The organism is Paenibacillus sp. JT22N15 (genome assembly GCF_059383755.1).
Genome location: NZ_JBXENV010000004.1, coordinates 56,652 through 78,727 on the forward strand (window position 1 = coordinate 56,652; position 22,076 = coordinate 78,727).

The following is a 22,076-nucleotide window of genomic DNA, read 5'->3' on the forward strand; positions in this document are numbered from 1 at the left end:
CTCTCCCATGACTTAACAGAATAGGTTTTGTTATTTAATAGTTAATCTAGATCTCATGTATCTTCCTATTTTTTTATAGCTTCGTAATAATGAAATCATCGACATAGAAGCCGCCCGTTCCATTTACACTTTCCACATACAAGGAGAGAGTAGTCGCGGTACCACTGTACTCGTAATTCCCTTCCATATAGACCCATTCGCCATCCGTAACCGCAGTAGCGCTCACATTGTCATAATCATTAACACCGCCCTGAGACTCGCGATGAATCGTCATCAATAAATCGGTCGAAGGAACTCCTTGCTGCAAGCGGAACGCCGCTTTGACCTTATATTTGGTACTAGGAAGCAATTTGCCTGTTAAATTGAGTAGTGGTCCCTGCCACTGTGCCGTACGGTTGCTCACTTTCAAGCTGCGTAGCCCACTGTTGGCTGTCTCACCTACATTGGTCAAGACGACCCCATCCCCTTGCGCGTTCCAGCCCTGAAGGGTCTCATCTTCAAAATCTGTCTTCACAACTGGAGGTGGAACAACATACTTCTCAACCTTAAATTCATCCAAATAAAAGCTTGCAGAGGCATTAGCACTTTCCATATAGATGTTCAAACTAGCGACTGGTCCTGTGAAGGTGTACTTCCCTTCAAAAGCAACCCAGCCGTCCACGGTTACATGACTTGCACTCACATTGTCATAATAATGCAAACCGCTGCCATCACCGCGATTCATGGTTAATAGAATATCTGAAGCTGCTACTCCTTGTGGTAAACGAAGCTTGCCAGAAATCGTATATGTTAATCCTTTTTTCATATAGCTAGTTAGATCTAGGGCTGGACCTTGCCAAGTGGCTGTCCTATTACTGATTTTTAAGCTGTTGCTTCCACTGCTTGCAGCTTCTTGCGTATTGGTTACCATTACGCCTTCACCTAGCGGGTACCAGCCTTGCGTAGTGCCATCTTCGAAATCATGAACCAGCGGTGCTGGCTCTGGCGTATAGGCTTCAATGCTAAAGTTATCTATAAAAAATGAAGCATTAGGGCTAGCGCTTTCCACATATAGATATAGGCTGCTTGCCGCGTCATTCAATTGATAAATGCCTTCAAGGACAGTCCAATCACCAGACGTTGCTGTTTTTGTATTAATATTATCGTAGGAGTTGCTGCCATCTGGCATCGTCCGGCGGATTGTCATCATCATCAAGGAAGCAGGAGTACCTTGAGGTAAACGTATGAATGCTTTAATCCGATAGCTTTGTTTCGGAGCAATTTGATTTTTCACATTCAAGATCGGCCCCTGCCATGTAGCGGTTCGATTGGAAACCTTCATACTTCGCATGCCTCCGTAGGCAACTTCTTGCGAATTGGAAAGTAAAACTCCGTCCCCTTGGCCTATCCACTCATAAACACCTTCATTTTCAAAATCTTGGTATAAATCAGGCCCCACTTCAACTGGAGGTTCTGTCGATGGTTCTTCCGTTGTTTTGGTGACCGCAGCGGTTAACCTATTCCCATTAGCATCATAGGTGAACTCCACATGATCCCCATTCGAATACTCAATTTTGGTCAAACGATTTAATGAGTCATACGTATACGTTGCCGCAAAAATCGAGGAACTGGCCAAACAAAAAATAATAACAGCAAGCATACCGATTTTCACGATAAATGCCCTGTTATTACCCTTAAAAATCTGTTCTCTTTTTAACTTTCCCTCTCTTGCCAACCCTTATCACCCTTTTGACTTCGAATTATGTACAAACATTACTATATGTTAATGTTTATTATTTTTCCTTAGCTTTTTTTGTCGAATTAACAATTAATTTGTCGAATTCATAAAATATTTTACTTGATTCGACATTTCACTTATGCTCGCTACTAAAACCACCCTAACAATAGTAAAAAATCACAGTTTCTCTACCCATATAGGGGCTTTGCGCTTTTCCTATTGCATACACACAAGTTAGAGATGCCTCAGCCCATCCGCCATTTTTCAACCGCCCTACATAGAATTATCCCTTCCAACCGTGGTATAGTGATAGCAGCAGTGAACAAGCAGGGGGTATTTAAGCATGTCTAGGAAACAAAATGAAGGCGGCAAGCCGCGTAAAGCCGCGCAGGCCAAGCAATTCACGGTTAACGAGCCGTCGGAGCTGCTGGCTTTTTTATTGATCCACTTGGCCAGCATGGGACGCAATTCGGTAAAATCGGTTTTGGCGCGTGGGCAAGTATCGGTCGATAAGCGCGTACAAACGAAGTATAATTTTCCGCTCGAAGTCGGGCAGACGGTTTCCATAAATACGGAAAAAGCGGTAGAAGCGCCGCCGCTGATGGGTCTCACCATTTTGCATGAGGACGACGCCATTATCGTCGTGCAGAAGGATGCGGGACTGCTGTCCATCGCTTCCTCCAAGGACGAGCAGGAGGTTACCGCTTACCGCCAGCTGACAGCGCATGTTCGAACCTTTGATCCGAAAAATCGGATTTTCGTCGTGCATCGCCTGGACCGTGACACCTCGGGTGTCATGATGTTTGCCAAAACCGAGAAGGTGCAGCAATCGCTGCAAAACAATTGGCAGGAAGCCGTCAAGGAACGCTCCTATGTAGCGCTTGTCGAAGGCAAAGTACGCAAGCCCGAAGGCACGATCCAATCGTGGCTCAAGGAAAGCAGCACGCTGAAAATGTATTCCAGCTCCCATCCGAATGATGGACAGCATGCTGTAACCCACTATAAGATGATTCAGGCCAACGACAGCTTCTCCTTATTGGAAGTGCATCTGGAGACTGGCCGCAAAAATCAGATCCGCGTCCACATGGAGGATATCGGCCATCCGATTACCGGAGACAAAAAATATGGAGCGCGGCTCAAGCCAATCGGCAGACTTGGCCTGCATGCGCGCGTGCTTGCTTTCGAGCATCCGCACACCGGCAAGCTGCTCCGTTTTGATACGGGCATTCCCAAGCTGTTCCTTAATCCGTTTAAAAATGCTGCTCCAGCCCCGCAGGCTGGGCAAGCACCGAGAAAACAGCGCTAAAGCTGCATAAGCAGCTTTATGCCTGCTTATAAAAAAGGGAGCATCCGCAGATGCCCCCTTTTTTTTCCATTCCATCGCTTTATTTTCAAAATAAATACGCTCGCTTGCTATGATTGCTTAATCCTCATCATAATGATCATCGTCATCGTAGTCATCATCATCGTGGTAATCTTTATCCACGGACAGCACTTTTCCCGTTGCTGCATCGACTTCTACTTCAGCTTTACCGCCAGTAATGCGCAAATCGACCTCGTAAATGATTTTGCCATCTTCACGATCGCGTTCAACCTTAACTACCGTTCCTCCAACTTTAGCAACCGCAATGGCTCCGGCTTGCTCAGCCGTCTTTAAAGCTGCCGTTCCCGTACTTGTTGATGGGCTCGCTGCTGGCTGATTCACTGTCCCTGCGTTCGACGCTGTTCCTGCTCCAGTTGTCGCTTGATCTGCACGGCGATCGTCGTCATCATCGTCGCTGTCATAAATGCCTAGCAGCTTGCCGCTGTAAGCATCGATATGCACATCGACTTCATTCTTATAGGCTCCGCGCTCGACTTCCACCTCGTAAAAGATGCCTGTTTGATTCCGCTCCAGGTCTACACCGTCAATACGGCCGTCTACATGCTTCAAGGCGATTTTTTTGGCTTCGGCTTTGCCGATCAAGGTTTTCGTATTTGAAGCAGCCGTTGCTGCACCGCCCATTGCGCCGAGCGCCAAAGTAACCGATACAACGCCTATCCAGATTTTTTTATTCATCATCATCATGTTCCTCCCATTCTCAAATGTCGCTCGCTTGTCTCACCTTTACTTTACCTGCGGCAAATGAGATGACCATGACAGCAACATTAGAATTTGATGATAAAAAGCTGAGCTGGCGCTCATTTACACTTAGTCGTCTTCTCGATCGTCGTCGTCCTCATCCCATGTGATCGACATAATGGCTCCCGTTACAGCATGCACCTGTACCGTTGCCTCACGGTCATCTGGCGTATCGATTTCGACTAAATAATACCGGCTGCGGTCGGAGCTTTTCAGCTCAATATCCTCCACCTTGCCTTTAATTTGCTTGAGCGCAATCGCTTCCGCTTCATCTGGAGATATGCCCTGTTTGGCAGGAGACGCCGCTGGTGTTTTTCCTCCGTTGCCGTTGCCGTTTCCGTTTCCGTCACTCGGCTTCGGACTTGGTTTTGGGCTTGAATTCGTTGCTGGACTTGAGCTTTGCCCTGGGCTTGAATTTGGTCCCGGACTTAAACTTGTCTCTGGGCTGGGATTTGGCGCTGGACTTGTGCTTGGCTCCGGGCTCGGCGTTGCCACTGGGCTCTGGCCCAGCGTCGGCTCTGCCGCTTGCTCTGAAGCTGAGGGATCAGTTGGCTGATTTGATGAGGAAATAGGAGGTGTTTCCCCAGCAGCAGGCAGCCCGCCATCTATTAGCTTTATCGAAACGATGCCTCCGCCTTTCGCATCGACAGCGACATCGTACATACCCTTCTCAGCCTGCAGCTTAACTTCATAGACGTTGTCGCCCAGCTTAGCGCTAACGATTTTCCCCGTATATTGCTGAAGAACCTGCTCGCTTGCTTGCTCCTCCGAAATAGAAGGCCGCGCGTCAGCAACGGATTGCCACCATAATCCTCCCGCTATACAGACAATGACCATACAAGCTATCGTTATACCAAGCATCAGTTTCTTTCGCTGTTGTCCCATCGTTACACCCCATTTAGATCAGAAACATGCCTTTCAAGCTCATAGCTCGAAAGGCATGCTGTATTACAACCTATTATATAACCTGTGGATTAGAATTTGGTGAGAACTACAACCTAGTCCATGCTGTTTACAAATCCAGATCGGTTACCGCGCCTTTTGAAGCGGAGGATACGAGCCGGGCATATTTGCCGAGCACGCCTGTTCTTACTTTGAGCGGCGGCTGCACCCACTTCGCAAGTCTCGACTCAAATTCCTGCGACGAAATTTCCATGTTCATTTCCTGCGTCTCGCTGTCGATCGTAATGATATCGCCCTCTTGCAGCAAGCCGATTGGCCCGCCAACCTGGGCCTCAGGCGTGACGTGTCCGACAACAAAGCCGTGCGAGCCGCCCGAGAAGCGGCCATCGGTCATAAGCGCAACTTCGCCGCCGAGCCCTTTTCCGCTAATCATCGCCGTAATGGAGAGCATTTCCGGCATGCCGGGTCCGCCCTTCGGCCCGACATAACGAATGACGAGCACATCGCCTTTTTTGATGTCATCACGCGCAATCGCATCGGCAGCCTCCTGCTCGCTGTCGTATACTCGGGCGGGGCCGCTAAAACGCATCTTTTTAAGGCCCGACATTTTAGCCACTGCCCCTTCAGGCGCCAAATTGCCTTTCAAAACAACCAAAGGTCCTGTCGGCTTTAATGGCTGCTCGAAGGAACGAATCACATCCTGTCCGCTGTCCAGCGGATCGGCTTCCGCCAAATTCTCTGCAAGCGTTTTGCCTGTTACGGTCATGCAGTCTCCGTGCAGCAGCCCTTTTTCCAGCAGCAGCTTCATAACGCCCGGCACGCCGCCGATATTGTTCAAATCCTGCATCACATATTTGCCGCTTGGCTTCAAATCGGCCAGATGGGGAACGCGGCTGCGCACCCGTTCAAAATCATCCAGCGTCAGCTTCACGCCAGCCGAATGCGCGATCGCCAGCAGATGAAGCAGCGCATTGGTTGAACCCCCGAGCGCCATCACGACGGTAATCGCATTTTCGAAAGCTTTCAGTGTCATAATGTCGCGGGGCCGAATATTTTTTCTCAGCAGCTCAATAACCGCTTTGCCCGCTTCCGTACATTCCACCGATTTATTCGGGGCAATGGCTGGCGTGGAGGAGGAGCCGGGGAGTGCCATGCCCATCGCTTCTGCCGCCGAAGCCATCGTATTCGCCGTGTACATTCCGCCGCAGGCGCCAGCACCGGGACAAACGCTGCACTCTACCTCATGCAGCTCCTCATCCGTCAGCTGTCCTTCCTGATATTTCCCTACCGCTTCAAAGGCAGTAACGATATCAACATCCTTGCCATGCAGCTTGCCTGGCTGAATCGTTCCGCCATATACATAAACAGACGGAAGGTTCATCCGCCCAATGGCCATCAGGCAAGCCGGAGTATTTTTGTCACAGCCGCCAATCGCCACCAGCCCGTCAAACCGCTCAGCATTAACGACCAGTTCAATGGAATCGGCAATCGTTTCCCGGCTCGGCAGCGAGAACAGCATCCCCTCATGTCCCATCGAAATGCCATCCGACACCGTAATGGTATTAAAAATAAGCGGAGCCCCGCCGTGCTGCTTGACCCCCGCCTTCGCTTCCCGCGCCAGCTGGTCGATATGAATGTTGCAAGGCGTTACTTCGCTCCATGTGCTGGCGACGCCAACCATCGGTTTTTTGAAATCCTCATCCTGAAACCCTACCGCCCGCAGCATGGCCCGGTTCGGCATCCGGTTTACCCCTTCGCTTATATCCTTGCTGCGTCCACGCAAATCTTCCTTCTCGGACATGTCCATCCATCCCCTCATCGTTGGTTAAATAATGGCATAAAGCTCGCGCATAGGGCGCAATAAATTTTGCTTCATCATGGCTGCCGCCCGTTCAGGGTCGCCAGCCTCCATAGCTTCAATAATTGCCTGATGTTCTTCGACTGATACATGCGTCGCCTGAACAGGCTGTTTTAGAAACACATATTTAAAGCGGCGAATATGTACCTGAAGCGAGGCGCTGTAAGAGGCCAGGTATTCATTATCTGCGGCTTCCACGATCACATTATGAAACTGCTCGTCCAGCTCCATCGCCTGAAAGGGCAGCCCCTGTTCAATCGCCGCTGAGAATTCGGCATTCAGCTGCTTCAGCTGCTCAATTTGTTCGGGCACAATGACACTGGCAGCCGTCTCTGCCGCTAAAGCGTGCAAGGAGGCCAGCGTCGAATACATTTTCAAAATATCGGACTTCTCCAAGCTTTTGACCTTCGTATAGTTGCCCGGATACACCTCGACGAGCTTCTGCACTTCAAGAATTTGCAAGGCTTCGCGGACAGGCGTCCTGCTGACCCCTAAAGCTTCCGCCAGCTCTGCATCGCCAATCTTCTCGCCGGGAAGCAAGGTACCATCAATAATCCATCGCTGAATTTGGGAAAGCGCTCGTTCTTTCGCTGAAATTTTAATCGGTGTTGTAAAATGGCTCGGAATAGGCATGCGCATCTTCCTTTCTTGTATGTAATATATCGCATACATATACGTATATCAATCTTTTTTTTATCCATTCCTTTGTTTCCCCGTTTAGACAAGGTGAAACGGCTTTCGCCGTCCTCTGGCGGCGCAGCGCGTTTCAGTCCGAGAAATATAGAGAAAGGATGGAAAAATCATATCCTTCCCTATATTTCAAGGTGAAACGGCTTTCGCCGTCCTCTGGCGGCGCGGCGCGTTTCAATCCGAGAAATATAGAGAGAGGATGAGAAAATCATTTCCTTTCCTATATAAAAAAAGAAAGCAGCCCTCCGGACTGCTTCGGGCTGCTTCTAGCATCGGGTAGCTGTTATTTTCCAGCTTCCGTTCTTTTCACTTTAATCGTCGCCGTCGTTCCGACGCCCTCCTCGCTTGCAAGCGTTAGGCTTGCGCCAATAGCTGCCGCGATTTCCTTCGCCAACGCGAGCCCAAGACCAGCGCCGCCAACGTCCTGGCGGCTTCTTGCCTCATCGACCCGGTAAAAGCGGTCGAATACTTTAGAGAGCGCCGCTTGCGGAATGCCGATTCCCCGGTCAATGACCCGGATCACGCTGTAATCGCCGCTCGCGCCAATTTCCAGCGTAATCGCAGCGCTGCTGTATTTGCGCGCATTATCCAGCAGGATGAACAGCAATTGACGCAGCTTATTCGCATCTGCATACCCGTAAATGCCCGGCTGGCGGCCTTCCACCCCGATCTCCGAAGTGTGCGAATACTCTGCTGCCTCTAAGTCCGCCCCAGCCAGCTTGCCGCCACTGCTGTCGCTGCTTCTGCTGCTTTCATTGCTTGCAAGTCGCACCTGAATATCTCGTCCATACGCCTTCTGGAAGGCTTTGGACGACTCGCCGGCGAGCTGCGCCAGATCAACGCTCTCCATCGTTAAGTTCCACTGCTCCTTGTTGCGAGCCAGCATCAGCAGCTGTTCGGTCATCTCCTTCATTCGCACCGCCTCGGAGTGTATCGCATCGATCGATTCTACGAACAGGTCGGGACGATCCAGCCCCCGGCGCTTCAATAAGCTGGCGTAGCTTTCAATGACCGTAAGCGGCGTTTTTAGCTCATGGGAGGCATTCGAAACAAACTGCTCCTGCTTCTCAAAATTCGTTTCCAGCAAGGCGATCATCTCATTGAAGGTCGCTCCCATTTCCGCAAGCTCATCCTGCGACTGGCCTTCCGGCTGGATTTTGATAAACGTGCCGCTGCGCTGGATTGCCCGCATCGTATGCGTCATATGGGCGATGGGACGCACGATGATGCTTCCGAGCAGACGCCCTGAAGCCACAACAGGAATCATCGCGATGGCCGTTACCGCCAGCAAAACAATTTGCAGCACCTTCAGCTGGTCTGCCGTGCCCTGCACACTTTCCGTCACCTGAATATTGACGACCGCGCCATCCGTCCAAATGACGGGAATCGATACAAGCGCGTAGCTATTCCCCTTGAAATCAATGTTTTCAATCCGCTTCTCCGCTGCATAAACAGCTTCCCGCTCGCTAAGCAGCTGCTCGCCTGGCGCAGTGACCAGCAGCTTGTCCGCCCCTTCGGCTGTCACCATGCGCAGCATGCCATTCAAGGGCACATACGCACGCAGCAAATCTGCGATCGGCACCGTCCCGGCCGACTTCAGCATGCCTTCGGAAATTTTCAGCGCTTCTGCCTCCACCCGCTCCATTTGGCTTGTCATCGTCAATTTGCTGAATAGCGCATAAACGGACAAGTTCATAGCTACGAGCAGAACCGCGAATAAGGCAGAGGAATAAAGATGAATCCGGCTGCGCAGCTTCATTGCGCTTCCTTGAGCACGTAGCCGACTCCGCGCACCGTATGGATGAGCTCGCTGGCAAAGCCTGTATCGACCTTTTTGCGCACATAGCGAATGTACACATCAACGACGTTCGTGTCGCCGTAGTAATCGTAGCCCCAGACTGCCTCAACTATTTGCTCGCGCCCCAGCACTTGGCGCTGATGCTTCAGCAGGTAGCTGAGCAAATCAAATTCGCGCGGCGTCAGCTCGATGCTTTTGCCCGAACGAATAACCTCGCGCGTCGTCTCATTCAGCTTTAAATCGCCAGCCAGCAGCCATGTCCCGTCCACTAATTGTGCGCCGCCTGCCTCTGCGGGAATCAAGCGCTGTCTAAGTGCCGCCCGAATTCTCGCCAGCAGCTCCTCAATTTGAAAAGGCTTCGTCATATAATCGTTAGCGCCCAGATCAAGCCCAGACACCTTGTCCTCTACGGAGCTTTTCGCCGTCAGCAAAATAACAGGCGTAGCAGCATCGGTCGCCCGGATTCGCCGTAAAATTTCGATGCCGCTAATGCCTGGAAGCATAACGTCAAGCAATACTAAATCCCATTCGCCTGTTCGGTACAGCTCAAGCGCCTGCAAGCCGTCATTCGCCTTGGAGACGCGATAACCTTCCGCTTCCAGCTCAATCTCCAGCACCCGGGCGATTTTTTGCTCATCCTCTACAATTAATATGGACTCATTCATTGCTGTCCCTCCCTGTCTCTCCGCTCCTGCCCACATCCTCAATCCAGCATGTGTGATTACGTTTATATTAGGCTATTTGTGGCAGAGGAAGCAACAACCGAGCCAAGCAGCAACCGCGAATACCCAAATGACAAACTGTTATTCCAATAAATTGGAATACTTCTGTTTCAAATTTCGACAACGCGATTAATAATAACTACAAGCTTGTATATGATTATGCGAGGGGGTCCATGTGATGAAGCTCCGCCGTTATTTGGCACAACTTGTAATCGCTATCTCCGTCCTGCCGCCTAAAGGCGACAATACCGACAAAGCACATAAATCGAGCTAATAAATCCAGCTTATACATAGGAAAGCCTGCCTTCGCGAAGCAACTCTGCTATAATGGAGGGAAAACCACATCAAAGGATGATACGATGATAGAAATTTCCAGCTATAGCGTGCAATATATTAAAGACCCTTTCGGCATTTTAACCGGTAAACGCTACGAGTTTATTATCGATATTGAAGCAGCCGAGGACGATGATATTTATTCGCCTAAAGGGCTTTATGTACGTGCTGTATTTGCCAAGGATGGCGACCAAGCCAAAATTGCCAAGCACGAAATCATCGAGCGCGAGACGGAGCGCATTTTGGATTTTGAGCTGGAAGACGAGGAGGAGCAGCTTGTGCTTGCCTTCTGCCAGGAGCATTGGCACGAAGCAGACGAATAAAAGGCTGTTGAAAAATAGGGCTGGCCCGCAAGCATATACATCTGCTTGCGGGCCAGCCCTTCGTTTATTACTCTGTTTTTGCAGCCTGAGCTTGCGAGAATAGCGTATGGAGCCTGTAGATGACGACCGTCGCATCCGCACGGTTGGTCGGATCAATCGCGCCGAAGCTGCCGTCCGGCTTGCCTTTCATTAATCCCGCTTGTGCCACAAGCGCTACAGCGTCCTTCGCATAAGCAGCAATGGTCTGACTATCGGTGAACACAGGCACACTGCCAGCAGGCAGTTCCGGCAGCGTCTGGCCTGTCGCTTTCCAGCCGCTGGCAAGCATTACCGCCATATCCTGCCGTGTAATCGGCTCGTTCGGCTCAAATAAGCTGCCTTCTCCGCCGCTTGCTTGCGCCAGAAGCGCTGTAATGCCCGCTTTCTCAGCTGCGGCAATATAAGGCGCATACCATGCGCTTGCAGCTACATCCGCAAAGCTTGACGTACCCTCTGGCACAAGTCCGAGCGTACCCACCAGCAGCTTGACGAACTCTGCTCTAGTTACCTGCGCACCCGGCTGGAACTCCGTATCATTTTTCCCTGTTATAACGCCCTTGCCATATAAAAAAGCAATCGCTTGCTGCGCTTCCGCGTACACGCCGCTCAAATCCGTGAATTCATAGCTAATGCCATCCTTCAATTCGCCAACGACAATCCCCAGCCCATTCGTCGCCATATACACACGGCCGTAGACCCTTGGATCGCCTGTAATCGCCGTATTAGCCGAACCGAATTGATGCTGGTCATCATTGATGCGAACCCAGTTTTTGCCGAGATCCTTCGAGCGGAAAATGCCATATGTGCCGCCGATCTTCGCGTAGGAATAAAGCGTCATATTTGTTTTTCCCGGTGCCGCTTTGCCAAAACCAATCGTTGCCGCTTCCTCCACGCCTGCAACCTTCGCAAACGTCTTGCCTGCATCGGTCGAATGCCATAAGCCATAGGCACTTTCGACTTTTTTGTTGTCTTTGGCTCCAGCGATCCAAATGTCGCCTTCTTTGCCTGGCATCGCCTTGAAGTTGCTTGTAATCACTTGCGGCAAGCCTGTCGCCTTCGATGCAGTGAACGTCGCTCCGCCATCCTTGCTGACGTAGAACACACCCGCGGCGAAGCCGTAGAAGAGCTTCGGATTTACCCGATCTGCCGATACGCGAGCCTTTTCCGGCAAGCCCTTCGAAGCCGTCCACGTTTTTCCTAAATCGGTGGAGTAGCTGACTGGCCGCGCTGTCTGTTCATCCGCGCTGCTCGGGCTCCATACGATTGTACTGCCGTCTGCGCTTACAGCAGCAAAGCCGCCGCTTGTTTTGTCCTCTTCCGCCGCTGTCCAGGCGTTCGCTGCCGGCGTCCACGTTTTGCCGTTATCTGTGGAAACACCCATTCTTGCTGCTGTCCCTTCCGCATGTCCGACACGTACGACGATATCTGGCTTCAGCTCGGCAAAATCAATATCCGTGCTCGTACCGATATACGGGCTCGTGATCATCTCCGGCGCTTGGTCCAGGCTTTCATGGCGGAAGCCGCCAATATCGCCCATCGCGCTCAGCAATGGCGCCCCTGACGGCGGGCTGATGAGGCCAAGTACAGCTGTTTCTTCAATACCGTCTGCCATGACGGTAATATCGACCTTTTTGTCTTTATCAAAATCCGTTAAGTTGCTCGCGCCGAACAGCGTTGCGCCCGTGCCGTACATCATATTGTCCGAATTAAACGGATCAATTTCCAGATCGCCAATCATCCAGCCAAGCTTCGGCGCGATTTCGGGAAGCTCTTTTTTCTCGCCCCAGTCCAGCCAAGGGGAATCCGCATATTCAATCGTAAAACGATTTTCCCGGTTCGGATTTTTCGAGAAATCGAGCGTCCAGAAAGGCTCCCACGTCGCACCGCCATTTGTACTGCGGTAAATGACATCATCCGGCCACCACTTGTTCATCGTCGCTACCATTAGCGTATTCGGCTGCCGCGCATCTACAGCCAGTCCGCCATACGGATTGTCCGTATTTCCGGTAGGGCTAATATCGGTCCATGCGCCGGTTGCCGTATCCAGCTTCCACACGGCGCCTTTGCCGCCATCATAAGGGCCGACAAATTCATTGTATGTAACGTATAGATGGCCTTTGCCGTCCAGCACCCCATGATGCGGTACAAAACCTTGCTTCGGCTGCCCCGCTACTGCTTCCCATGTTTCCCCGCCGTCCGTGCTGCGGTATATGCTTTGCTCATTGTCAGCCACGCCGACATAAATCGTTTGCGACTTTTTGCCCTTCGAGCCCGTCGCTTGATCGAACGTAATCCAAGCCACGCCAACGATATCGTCAAAATAATCCTTTACGTTGCCGCTCGCTGTAAAGCTGTCCACTTTGCTCCAGGTTTCGCCGTAATCCGTACTGCGCCACAGACCATTGCCGCTGCGCGCCCCGAGATACAAAATTCGATTGTCATTCGGATCGATGACCAGCCGCTCGCCCATCGAGCGCCCCGGCATATTGCCGCCAAGCTTGAACGGGAGCACTGTCCGCTGCCAGCTGTTTCCTTTGTCCGTCGAGCGCAAAATCATGCCCGGCGTATCTGTCCAATCATTCGTGTACGTGCCTACCGCCGCATAAACCCGATTCGTCTCCACAGGGTCCGTCGCGATGCTTTCCACGCCCAGCATGCTCCATTCCTCGAAGCCTACAAAATCCAAGAGCTGAATCCAGCTTTGCGTCGCGGAATCGAAGCGATAAGCGCCGCCAATGTCCGTCCGCGCATAAATCAAATCCTTCTCGGAAGGATTATACACAATGCCGGGAACAAAGCCACCACCCACGACCTTCGCCCTTCCCCAATCATAGGCGGGCTGCTGCCCCGCTGTTTTGCTGCTGTTTTTGTCTGCCGCTGGAGCTGGGGCCGGAGCCGCCGCTGCGCTTCCTACTAGCGAAGCCGTTAATGCCGCTGCTGTCAGCAGACTGCCAAATGTCCGAATAACCATTATAAATTCCACCCTTTCCATCATAAAGTTCCTGTTTCTGTAAGCGCAAACATTTGTGCGAATCGACATTTGCCTGCGCCAGCTTCGTTATCTAAACTATTTTACTCTATTTAAGGCTGGTATTTATACCCTTAAAATTGATTTTTATATCATGGAAAAATCAGGGGAAGAAAATTGTAAGTTGAACCATTTTCGGTGGTCAGGTGCGATCGTCGCTGCTGCGAGAAAGATTGGGCTTCCGGCCGCTGTTGTTTTCCGATTTCTTTTATTATTCCTCGCTGAGGAAGAAATCCGAAAACAATAGTCCATGCTTACGAAGATGCTTTCCTCCGGAAAGCTTTAGGCGGACACTGAGCATATGCTTACGAAGCAGCTTTCCTTCGGAAAGCTAAGCTTAGCTTTAACTCCTCCAGCTCCAACCTTTCTCTCCGCCGCTCTCTGCACCTTCCCACTCAAACAAAAAGGGAAAAACCATCCATCAGTAACATAAACCTACTGACGGACAGTCTTTCCCTCTTAAAGCTTCAAAAGGTTACGCTTTTGGAATCTAAATACTTTTCACCATAAGCCCTACTAAGCTACTAATTTAGAGTTTTTAGGGTGTATATGCAAACATAAGCAAGCCAGATCCAGATCGAATTTAGCGTCAAATGCATTCCCTCTCCTGCTGGGAATATCCGCCTCATGAATAGAATCATATGACCGAAAATATGTACCGGAAGGAAGTCTCATGTTTTTGTTTCAGTGGTTAACTCCCGCGTATAGCTAGACTTGGCGGACACAGCAGCCGCTATTTCAACAAAATCAAGGGTTAAGGCACAGGCTGAGGACTCAGGAGCCGCTAATGAGCTGCTTTTAACCATTTTGACGGGTTTATGAGGACGATAGCGGTTTTCCTGTCCGCTTACCGCCTAAAATCGAATCAAAATCCAGAATAGCGGAAGCTGAGTCCTCCAAAAAAAAGGGAGCGCCAAGAGCTCTAGGCTCTTAGCAACAATTGCATGCTCCAGTTTGCATATACACCCTAGAGCTATAAGTGCTTCTTCCCGTCTCTGCCCCTAGACCGTCAACTCAGGTGTAGCAAGGTACATCTGAGTTGACGAGCAGTGGGCTTCTCACGATTTCGAACCCCTTAGCCTGCTACGGGAGCAGGTGAGATTAGCGCTTTGATTTTTTCCAAATCCCAGTCCGTAACGGCGGTGTAGACGCCGTCGCTGCCGATTTCCACTACAGGAACGTGGCGGATGCCATATTTGGCTTCAAGGACGTCGCGCAAATAATCTTTGCCTTCAATATCGATATTTTCATAGGGCTGGTTGTTTTGCTCCAAAAATTGTTTCACTGTGCCACAATACTGGCAGCCTGTTTTGCTCCATACAATTACCTTTTTTGCTGCGGACATCGTTACAGCCTCCTTTATAAATATTAACCTAATACATAGTGGCAAGCGGCATAATGCTCGCTGCCAATGAGCTGCAGTTCGGGCTCCGCCTCCCTGCAGCGCTCCGTTGCCATAGGGCAGCGCGTATGAAAGCGGCAGCCGGAAGGCGGATTGGCCGGAGAGGGGATTTCTCCTTCAATCGCGCGAAATGTTCGCGTTCGCCCGGGGCCGGGCTGGGGGATGGAAGCAATTAATCCTTGCGTATACGGATGCGCTGGGTGGAGGAACAGTTCCTCGCTGGGCGCAATTTCGACCAGCTTGCCCAAATACATGACGCCGATCCGGTCGGAAATATGTCTGACGATATTCAGCCCATGGGCGATAAACAAATAGGTCAGATTCATTTTTTGCTGCAAATGCTGCATGAGGTTGACGATCTGTGCCTGCACCGACACATCCAGCGCCGATACCGCTTCATCCGCAAGAATAAAGCTTGGATTAAGCGCTATGGCACGGGCAATGCCAATACGCTGGCGCTGCCCGCCGGAAAATTCATGCGGATAGCGGCTGTACCAGTCTGCCTTCAGCCCGACAAGCTCCATGAGCTCCTCTACGCGCGCTTTTCTTTCCTTGCTGCCAGCATGGTCATGGACGCGCAGCGGCTCGCCGATAATGTCGCCGATACGCCAGCGCGGATTAACCGAGCCATACGGATCCTGAAAAACAATTTGCATATCGCGCCGCGCCTGCCGCAGCTCCGAGCTGCTTTGCCCGGTCAGCTCCCTGCCCTGAAACTTAACGCTGCCAGCCGTCGCCTGCTCTAATTGCAAAATGACCCGCCCAAGCGTCGATTTGCCGCTGCCAGACTCCCCGACGAGGCCAAAGGTTTCCCCTTTTCTAATGGAAAACGAAACATTGTCCACCGCTCTGACCTGCGGGCCTGAACGATGCAGCAAGCCTCTCTGGATCGGATAAAATTTGCTTAGCCCGCTTACCTCGAACAGATTTTCGCCTTGCCGGCCAGCTTCTTGGAGAGCCACAATCGGTGACTCAGCGCTTGTTGCATTTGTTAGCTCAGCACTAGCCGTCCACTCCTCGGATTGAACGAGCTGCTCGGCATGCCAGCATGCGCTCAGCCGTTCGCCTATCGCAAGCAGCGGCGGGCTTTCGCTGCGGCATCTATCCGTCGCATAGGAACAGCGAGGGTTAAAACGGCAGCCGGACGGCAGCTCCGACAAGCTCGGGATAGAACCCTCGATGGAATGAAGCTTGACGCTGCGGTCGCTGTCCATCGTCGTAATCGATTGCAGCAGCCCTCTCGTATACGGATGATGCGGCTGCCCGAACAGCTCGGCTGCGGTCGCCTGCTCGACAACCTGCCCGGCATACATAACGATAATGCGATCCGCCATCTCGGCGGCAATGCCCATATCATGGGTCACTAGCAAAATCCCCATATTAAATTCTTCTTTAAGCTCTTGCAGCAAATGTAGAATTTGCGCCTGAATCGTCACATCCAGCGCCGTCGTTGGCTCATCCGCAATCAGCAGCTCTGGCCCGCAAGCGAGCGCCATTGCGATCATAGCCCGCTGCAGCATGCCCCCCGACAGCTCGCCCGGATACTGCTTCATTCGCGCCTCCGGCTCAGGAATGCCGACCCGGCGCAGCAAATGGACAGCCCGTTCCCACGCCTCGCGCTTTTTGCCACGCTGATGGCGCTCAATAACCTCGGTAATTTGGCTTCCAATTGTAAAAATCGGATCAAACGCCGCCATCGGCTCTTGAAAAACCATCGCCATCCGCTTGCCCCGCAGCGCGCGCAGCTCCTTCTCCGGCATCGCGACGAGATCCGCATCTCCCAGCCGCATGCTGCCTCCGGCAATAACGCCGTTCTCATAGTCGATCAGGCGCATAATGGCTTTGGACGTAATCGTTTTGCCGCTGCCGGATTCGCCAACGAGACATACCGTTTCTCCAGGCGCAATATGAAGCGAAACGTCCGTAATGGCTCTAAGCAAGCCCCGTTTCGTCTTAAAATCAACCGTCAGATGCTCCATCGTGAGCAATTGGCTCATTTACGCTGCCTCCTTTCGCCTTCCTTCTATCAAGCCCGGCGTCTATGCTGTCTTATACTGTCTTATGCTCTGCTTTGCTTTGGATCTAATTGATCGCGAACCTTGTCACCCAATATGTTGATGGAGAGAACAAACAGCGTGATGGCAAGGCCCGGGAAGGTGCAAATCCACCAAGCTACGGTCAAATAGCCGCGGCCCTGAGAGAGCAGCGCCCCCCAGTCTGGAATTTCTTTTATCGTGCCAAGTCCTAGAAAGTTAAGGCCTGCTCCGGTCAAAATCGCCGTGCCAATGCCGATTGCCGCCATGACAAACATCGGCGATAAAGAATTCGGCAGCACATGCCTTACAAAGATCGATAGGCTGGACGTTCCAATTGAGCGGGAGGCGGTAATGAAGGGTCGGCCTTTAATGCTCATGATTTGCCCGCGCATCACCCGCGCGTACCCGGGTATCGATGCCGCCGCAACAGCCAGCACGACATTCATCAGGCTTGGCCCCAGCGCCGCTGCAATCGCAAGCGCCAGCAGCACGCCCGGAATCGTCATCAGCACGTCGATCAGCCGCATAAATACAGCATCGACTACGCCGCCAATGTATCCCGCTATCGCTCCAATCGCTCCGCCCGTCATACAACCGACAAGCACCGATACGAAACCGATCAACAAGGAATCCCGGCTGCCATGCACGACAACGCTGAATACGTCACGGCCAAAATAATCCGTCCCGAACACATGCTGAAGGCTTGGCGGCTGCATAATTTGCTCCGTATCCATCAACGTAGGCGAATAAGGAGCAATCAAGCTCGGAAATAAAGCACAGCTGATAATAAACAACACGATAACGGCTGCGGCATAAATCAGCAGATCCGCAGGCGCCAGCCTTATTTTTTTGCGGGATTTCGCAGCACCTTCTGTCCTGCTCCCTTGCCATATCTGTTTGCCAATGACGGCTTGCTTCATATGAATCTTTTGCCCCTTTCTACCTGCGCTACTGGGTACGCCTTACGCGCGGATCGATCAAAGTATAGGAAATGTCCACAAGCAAATTCACAACAATATACACGATCGCCGAGAAAAAAATAACGCCCTGCACGACTGGCAAATCCTTTGCCATAATCGCGTCAGCAATAATTCGCCCAATGCCTTGGCGTGAGAATACCGTTTCAATAACGACCGTTCCGGCCATCAAATCGCCAATAATAACGCCAACCATCGTCAATGCCGGAATTAGCGCATTTCGCAGCGCATGCTTATACATGATGAACCGCCCTGGCAGCCCCTTCGCCCGCAGCGTGACGATAAACGGCTCATTAATGACCTCAAGCATGCTATTGCGAACCATCCGCACGATAAAGCCTGAGCCAACGAAGCCCAGCGTAATGGCGGGCAGCACCAGCGTGCTGAAGCCATCCGAGCCCATAGCCGGAAACCAGCCCAACTGCACCGAAAAAATCAGAATAAGCAAAATGCCCGACCAAAATGTCGGCATCGAAATGCCGAACAAACCAACCATTCGCGCGACGATGTCAATCCAGCGATTGCGATGAATGGCCGACAGCACGCCTAGCGTGACGCCGATGATGACCGCAAGAAGCGAGCTTAACGCCGTCAAAGCGAGCGTGGCGGGAAAGTGCTCAACGATCTTCGGCAGTACCGGCTCCGAATTAACGATTGATTTTCCAAAATCGCCCTGCAGCACATGCAGAAAATATTCGCCAAGCCGCTCATAGAACGGCTGGTTTAGCCCAAGCTGCTCCCGCAGGTTAGCAATCATCTCCGGTGTGGCCGAAGACGGATCAAGAATAAGGAGCGCAGGGTCGCCGGGCAGCACATTGACGATACAAAAGACGAGCACCATCGTGCCGACCAGCACCAGCAAGGACGTATAAAGCCGAACGCTTACCGCTTTTAACATACTCCATCTCCGCTCCTTTCCCACTTTTATTGTCAAATTACGATATGATTACTTGGTTATATACACATCATTAAAGATCGGATAGCCCAGCGAGTCAAAAGCTAATCCTTGCACCTTTTTCGAGGCGGCTACTGTATAAGGGAACACATAAATCGGAATAATGACGGCCTTATTAATAATAAGCTGCTGTGCTTCCTTATAGATTGCTTCACGTTTCGTCTGGTCCTTCTCGATTGCGCCATCCTCAAGCAGCTTATCCAGCTCAGGATCGGCTAAATTCGGCAAGTTTTGACGGGACCCCGGCGCTGTTGTGTGATAGATGGAATAAAGCGCGTTAGGATCAGAATTGACCTGGCTGTTGCCATAAAGATCATAGTTATTGTTTCCATAAACGACGGTTGCGACATCCTTTGTAATTTCCACGTCTACCTGTATGCCCAGCGACTTAAGCTGCTGCTGCACGATAGCGGCAATATCATTGCGCTTCTCGCGGTTCGGCGAGCCATCGACATAATGGAGCGTCAGCTTCTTGCCGTCTTTTTCCCTGATGCCATCGGCCCCTGCTTTCCAGCCCAGCTCGTCAAGCAGCTGCTTCGCTTTCTCGATGTCCGGCTTGATGCCGCCTTCCAGCGAAGCGTCATAGCCGAAAATGCCCGGAGAAAGCGGCGACCACGCCTGCTCATACGTTCCGAGATACAGCGTTTTGACAATTGCCTCGACATTGATGCCCAACTGCAGCGCCTGCCTAGCCTTCAGCTCATTCCATGGCGCCTTGCTATGATTGATGAACAGCGTATACGGCAGGCCAACGGTATTGGCTTGGTATAGCTGGCTGTTCGCATCATTTTTCAAGGAAAGAATATTTTGCGGGGGTACCGTCTCAGCGGCAAGCACCTGCCCGCTCTGTACGCTTCCGATCCGCGTAGCCTCCTCAGGCACAATTTTGAAAATGATTTTATCCAAATTCGGCGCGCCCTGCTGGCTGACCGTTTCCGGCGCCCAGTTGTAATCGGGGTTTTTCTCCACGACGATTTCCGAATTTTCATCCCATTTTACAAACTTGAAGGGCCCTGTTCCGACGGGATGCTTGGTGAATTGATCGCCGTCCTTCTTCGCCGCCGTCGGCGACACAATGCTAAGCAGCGCTTGGCTTACATTTCCCAAGAACGCCTGCGACGGCTCGGATAAGTTCAATTTGACCGTAAACTCGTCAATAACCTCCGAGGATTCATAGGGCCTAACGAGTGCTAAAGCATTCGCCGCTTTTGTCTCCGGGTCAATGATCCGGTCAAAGCTATATTTCACCGCTTCGGCGTTGAAAGGTGTACCGTCCTGAAACTTTACGTCCTGGCGAAGCTTGAACGTATATGCTTTGCCATCCTCCGACACCGACCATTCCGTTGCCAGCCAAGGCTTGATTTCTCCGCCTGGAAGCTGGACGACCAGCGTGTCGTAAAGTGTACGGATGACCCTGACCGCAACGGCAAGGCCGCTGCGATGCGGATCAAGCTGATCGGGAGAGGTCGCAAGGGCATAGCTCAGTTCGCCGCCTAAAGCAGGCGTGCTGCTCTGCTCCGCCGAAGCTGCTGGCGCCTCGCCAGTACTGCTTCCGCCAGTCGCCGCGCTGTTCTTGCCCGTCCCCCCGCTGCAGCCTGCCAGTACGAGGGTAACCGCTAGCGCGACGCTTGCCATTTTCATCCAAACGACTCGTTTGTTTAATGCTGCGCTCATATCTCTCATCCTCCTAAACGGTCGTCACCTTGGTTTTGGCATAACGGTTTTCCGGCACAGGTACGCCGAGATGTCCGCGCAGCGTGTCATGCTCGTATTCCTCACGGAACAAGCCGCGCTCCTGCAAAATCGGCACAACCTGGTCAACGAACTCCGTCAGACCCGTCGGTATAGATGATCCGACAATAAAGCCGTCCACCGCGCCCTGCTCAAACCATTGCTGGATTTGATCCGCAATTTTAACGGGAGTGCCAATGAACGTCGGCCGCGGCGTCGTTTCTTGGAGCGCCACTTGGCGAAGCGTCAAGCCGCCTTCCTTCGCCTGCCGCTTAATGCGGTCCGTCGTGCTGCGGAAGCTGTTTTGACCAATTTCACCAAGCTCAGGGAACGGCTCATCAAGCGGGTATTGCGAAAAGTCATGGTGGTCGAAATACCGTCCCAAATAATCAAGTGCCTTCTCAATATTTACAAGCTGCGCCAGCTCCTGATATTTGCGTTCTGCTTCTTCATCCGTCGCACCAATGATTGGCGCAATGCCTGGCAAAATGGCGACATCCTCCGAAGAGCGTCCATGCGCAGCTGCACGTGCTTTCACATCATCATAAAACTGCTTGCCCTGCTCGATGGATTCAAAATGGGCAAATACCGCATCCGCTACTTTGGAAGCGAAGTTCTTGCCATCCTCCGACGAGCCTGCTTGAAAAATAACCGGATGACCCTGCTTCGATCTGGAAATGTTCAGCGGTCCCTGCACCGAGAAAAACTCGCCTTTATGGTTTAAGGTGTGCAGCTTCTTCGGGTCAAAAAACTGGCCGCTTTCTTTATCGCGAACAAAGGCGTCATCCTCCCACGAATCCCACAGCCCCCGAGTGACGTCCAAATATTCATTCGCGATCCGATAACGGGTCGGATGGTCGGGATGCTCGGTCTTGCCGAAGTTTTTCGCTGAGCCTTCAAGCGGCGAAGTCACGATATTCCAGCCTGCACGGCCGCCGCTAATATGATCAAGCGAGCCAAATTGTCTCGCTACGGTGAAAGGCTCGCTATAAGACGTCGACAGCGTGCCGACTAAGCCAATCTTCGATGTAACCGCACCAAGTGCTGATAAAACCGTCAACGGCTCAAAGCGGTTTAAAAAATGGGGAATTGATTTTTCATTAATATATAAGCCATCGGCAATAAATACAAAATCAAACTTGCCAGCTTCCGCCTTCTGTGCCTGCTGTTTGTAAAATTCAAAATTAACACTCGCATCAGGCTGTGCGTCGGGGTGTCTCCATCCGGCAATATTGCCGCCTACTCCGTGCAAAATGGCGCCTAGCTTCAATTGTCTCTTTTTAGTTGTTGTCAAGATTGTTCCCTCCTGTTGGTTGTTTGCTTTTAATTTTATTATTCCTAGTGGTTTTGTCGTATTTAATAATGATTGAAACGAGTTTACCATCGATTGCCGAATAAAAGCCAATAGAGCTTTTCTATTTTGGCATTAAAAAAATCGATGA

At 51.5% G+C, this 22,076-nt stretch carries 16 protein-coding genes; 2 read left to right on the top strand and 14 right to left on the bottom strand.

The genetic code is table 11. The annotated features are described in order from the left end of the window. Window positions 1–73: 73 nt before the first annotated feature. A complete protein-coding gene (locus tag AC50X8_RS08815; protein WP_494879379.1) occupies window positions 74–1,651 on the bottom strand; it encodes a carbohydrate binding domain-containing protein in 1,578 nt (525 codons plus the stop codon). A gap of 409 nt (window positions 1,652–2,060) precedes the next feature. Between AC50X8_RS08815 and AC50X8_RS08820 the strand changes: the two genes are divergently transcribed. Continuing rightward, window positions 2,061–3,023, top strand: coding sequence for an RluA family pseudouridine synthase (locus AC50X8_RS08820; protein WP_056041445.1), 963 nt, complete (start codon window positions 2,061–2,063; stop codon window positions 3,021–3,023). 117 nt (window positions 3,024–3,140) lie between these two features. Here AC50X8_RS08820 and AC50X8_RS08825 read toward each other — a convergent pair whose 3' ends face one another. The 6 genes from AC50X8_RS08825 to AC50X8_RS08850 form a co-directional block, all read right to left on the bottom strand. Then, complete coding sequence (locus tag AC50X8_RS08825) at window positions 3,141–3,779, bottom strand: PepSY domain-containing protein (protein WP_494862988.1); 639 nt, start codon at window positions 3,777–3,779, stop codon at window positions 3,141–3,143. Between the two features lie 129 nt (window positions 3,780–3,908). Then, entirely contained in the window at window positions 3,909–4,724 is an 816-nt protein-coding gene (locus AC50X8_RS08830) for a PepSY domain-containing protein (RefSeq protein ID WP_494879383.1), read from the bottom strand. Window positions 4,725–4,851: 127 nt separating this feature from the next. Then, complete coding sequence (gene ilvD / locus AC50X8_RS08835) at window positions 4,852–6,543, bottom strand: dihydroxy-acid dehydratase (protein ID WP_494862992.1); 1,692 nt, start codon at window positions 6,541–6,543, stop codon at window positions 4,852–4,854. A gap of 24 nt (window positions 6,544–6,567) precedes the next feature. Further along, window positions 6,568–7,233, bottom strand: a complete 666-nt coding sequence (locus AC50X8_RS08840) for a GntR family transcriptional regulator (RefSeq protein WP_494862994.1) — start codon at window positions 7,231–7,233, stop codon at window positions 6,568–6,570. Between the two features lie 340 nt (window positions 7,234–7,573). Beyond that, window positions 7,574–9,049, bottom strand: coding sequence for a sensor histidine kinase (locus tag AC50X8_RS08845; protein ID WP_494862996.1), 1,476 nt, complete (start codon window positions 9,047–9,049; stop codon window positions 7,574–7,576). Continuing rightward, window positions 9,046–9,753: a response regulator transcription factor gene (locus AC50X8_RS08850; protein WP_494862998.1), complete on the bottom strand. Its 708-nt coding sequence runs from the start codon at window positions 9,751–9,753 to the stop codon at window positions 9,046–9,048. The genes AC50X8_RS08845 and AC50X8_RS08850 overlap by 4 nt, the downstream gene beginning before the upstream one ends. A 416-nt stretch (window positions 9,754–10,169) precedes the next feature. Between AC50X8_RS08850 and AC50X8_RS08855 the strand changes: the two genes are divergently transcribed. Then, window positions 10,170–10,466 carry a DUF6509 family protein gene (locus tag AC50X8_RS08855; RefSeq protein WP_099519187.1) on the top strand — a complete coding sequence of 99 codons (297 nt, stop codon included), beginning with the start codon at window positions 10,170–10,172 and terminating at the stop codon, window positions 10,464–10,466. Between the two features lie 67 nt (window positions 10,467–10,533). Here the strand turns inward: AC50X8_RS08855 and AC50X8_RS08860 are convergent, their stop codons facing one another. From AC50X8_RS08860 to AC50X8_RS08890, 7 genes are all read right to left on the bottom strand, one after another. Continuing rightward, entirely contained in the window at window positions 10,534–13,476 is a 2,943-nt protein-coding gene (locus AC50X8_RS08860) for an S-layer homology domain-containing protein (protein WP_494863000.1), read from the bottom strand. 1,132 nt (window positions 13,477–14,608) lie between these two features. Next, complete coding sequence (locus tag AC50X8_RS08865; protein ID WP_056041432.1) at window positions 14,609–14,878, bottom strand: glutaredoxin family protein; 270 nt, start codon at window positions 14,876–14,878, stop codon at window positions 14,609–14,611. Window positions 14,879–14,901: 23 nt separating this feature from the next. Beyond that, entirely contained in the window at window positions 14,902–16,932 is a 2,031-nt protein-coding gene (locus tag AC50X8_RS08870) for an ABC transporter ATP-binding protein (protein WP_494863002.1), read from the bottom strand. A 62-nt stretch (window positions 16,933–16,994) separates the two neighbouring features. Then, the gene (locus AC50X8_RS08875; protein ID WP_494863004.1) at window positions 16,995–17,891 is read right to left on the bottom strand and encodes an ABC transporter permease; all 897 of its coding nucleotides are present in this window, start codon (window positions 17,889–17,891) and stop codon (window positions 16,995–16,997) included. Window positions 17,892–17,919: 28 nt separating this feature from the next. After that, the gene (locus AC50X8_RS08880; RefSeq protein ID WP_056041425.1) at window positions 17,920–18,846 is read right to left on the bottom strand and encodes an ABC transporter permease; all 927 of its coding nucleotides are present in this window, start codon (window positions 18,844–18,846) and stop codon (window positions 17,920–17,922) included. A 48-nt stretch (window positions 18,847–18,894) separates the two neighbouring features. Further along, window positions 18,895–20,577, bottom strand: coding sequence for an ABC transporter substrate-binding protein (locus AC50X8_RS08885; RefSeq protein WP_081419077.1), 1,683 nt, complete (start codon window positions 20,575–20,577; stop codon window positions 18,895–18,897). A gap of 13 nt (window positions 20,578–20,590) precedes the next feature. Continuing rightward, window positions 20,591–21,928, bottom strand: a complete 1,338-nt coding sequence (locus AC50X8_RS08890) for an LLM class flavin-dependent oxidoreductase (RefSeq protein ID WP_056041424.1) — start codon at window positions 21,926–21,928, stop codon at window positions 20,591–20,593. Between the last annotated feature and the right edge of the window lie 148 nt (window positions 21,929–22,076).

What these genes read in the sequence shown, in the direction of transcription:
- AC50X8_RS08875 (WP_494863004.1), bottom strand. Translation starts at nt 17,891, where the DNA reads ATGAAGCAAGCCGTCATTGGCAAACAGATATGGCAAGGGAGCAGGACA.
- AC50X8_RS08870 (WP_494863002.1), bottom strand. Translation starts at nt 16,932, where the DNA reads ATGAGCCAATTGCTCACGATGGAGCATCTGACGGTTGATTTTAAGACG.
- AC50X8_RS08850 (WP_494862998.1), bottom strand. Translation starts at nt 9,753, where the DNA reads ATGAATGAGTCCATATTAATTGTAGAGGATGAGCAAAAAATCGCCCGG.
- AC50X8_RS08855 (WP_099519187.1), top strand. Translation starts at nt 10,170, where the DNA reads ATGATAGAAATTTCCAGCTATAGCGTGCAATATATTAAAGACCCTTTC.
- AC50X8_RS08845 (WP_494862996.1), bottom strand. Translation starts at nt 9,049, where the DNA reads ATGAAGCTGCGCAGCCGGATTCATCTTTATTCCTCTGCCTTATTCGCG.
- AC50X8_RS08830 (WP_494879383.1), bottom strand. Translation starts at nt 4,724, where the DNA reads ATGGGACAACAGCGAAAGAAACTGATGCTTGGTATAACGATAGCTTGT.
- AC50X8_RS08820 (WP_056041445.1), top strand. Translation starts at nt 2,061, where the DNA reads ATGTCTAGGAAACAAAATGAAGGCGGCAAGCCGCGTAAAGCCGCGCAG.
- AC50X8_RS08840 (WP_494862994.1), bottom strand. Translation starts at nt 7,233, where the DNA reads ATGCCTATTCCGAGCCATTTTACAACACCGATTAAAATTTCAGCGAAA.
- AC50X8_RS08885 (WP_081419077.1), bottom strand. Translation starts at nt 20,577, where the DNA reads ATGAGCGCAGCATTAAACAAACGAGTCGTTTGGATGAAAATGGCAAGC.
- AC50X8_RS08860 (WP_494863000.1), bottom strand. Translation starts at nt 13,476, where the DNA reads ATGGTTATTCGGACATTTGGCAGTCTGCTGACAGCAGCGGCATTAACG.
- ilvD (WP_494862992.1), bottom strand. Translation starts at nt 6,543, where the DNA reads ATGTCCGAGAAGGAAGATTTGCGTGGACGCAGCAAGGATATAAGCGAA.
- AC50X8_RS08825 (WP_494862988.1), bottom strand. Translation starts at nt 3,779, where the DNA reads ATGATGAATAAAAAAATCTGGATAGGCGTTGTATCGGTTACTTTGGCG.
- AC50X8_RS08865 (WP_056041432.1), bottom strand. Translation starts at nt 14,878, where the DNA reads ATGTCCGCAGCAAAAAAGGTAATTGTATGGAGCAAAACAGGCTGCCAG.
- AC50X8_RS08880 (WP_056041425.1), bottom strand. Translation starts at nt 18,846, where the DNA reads ATGTTAAAAGCGGTAAGCGTTCGGCTTTATACGTCCTTGCTGGTGCTG.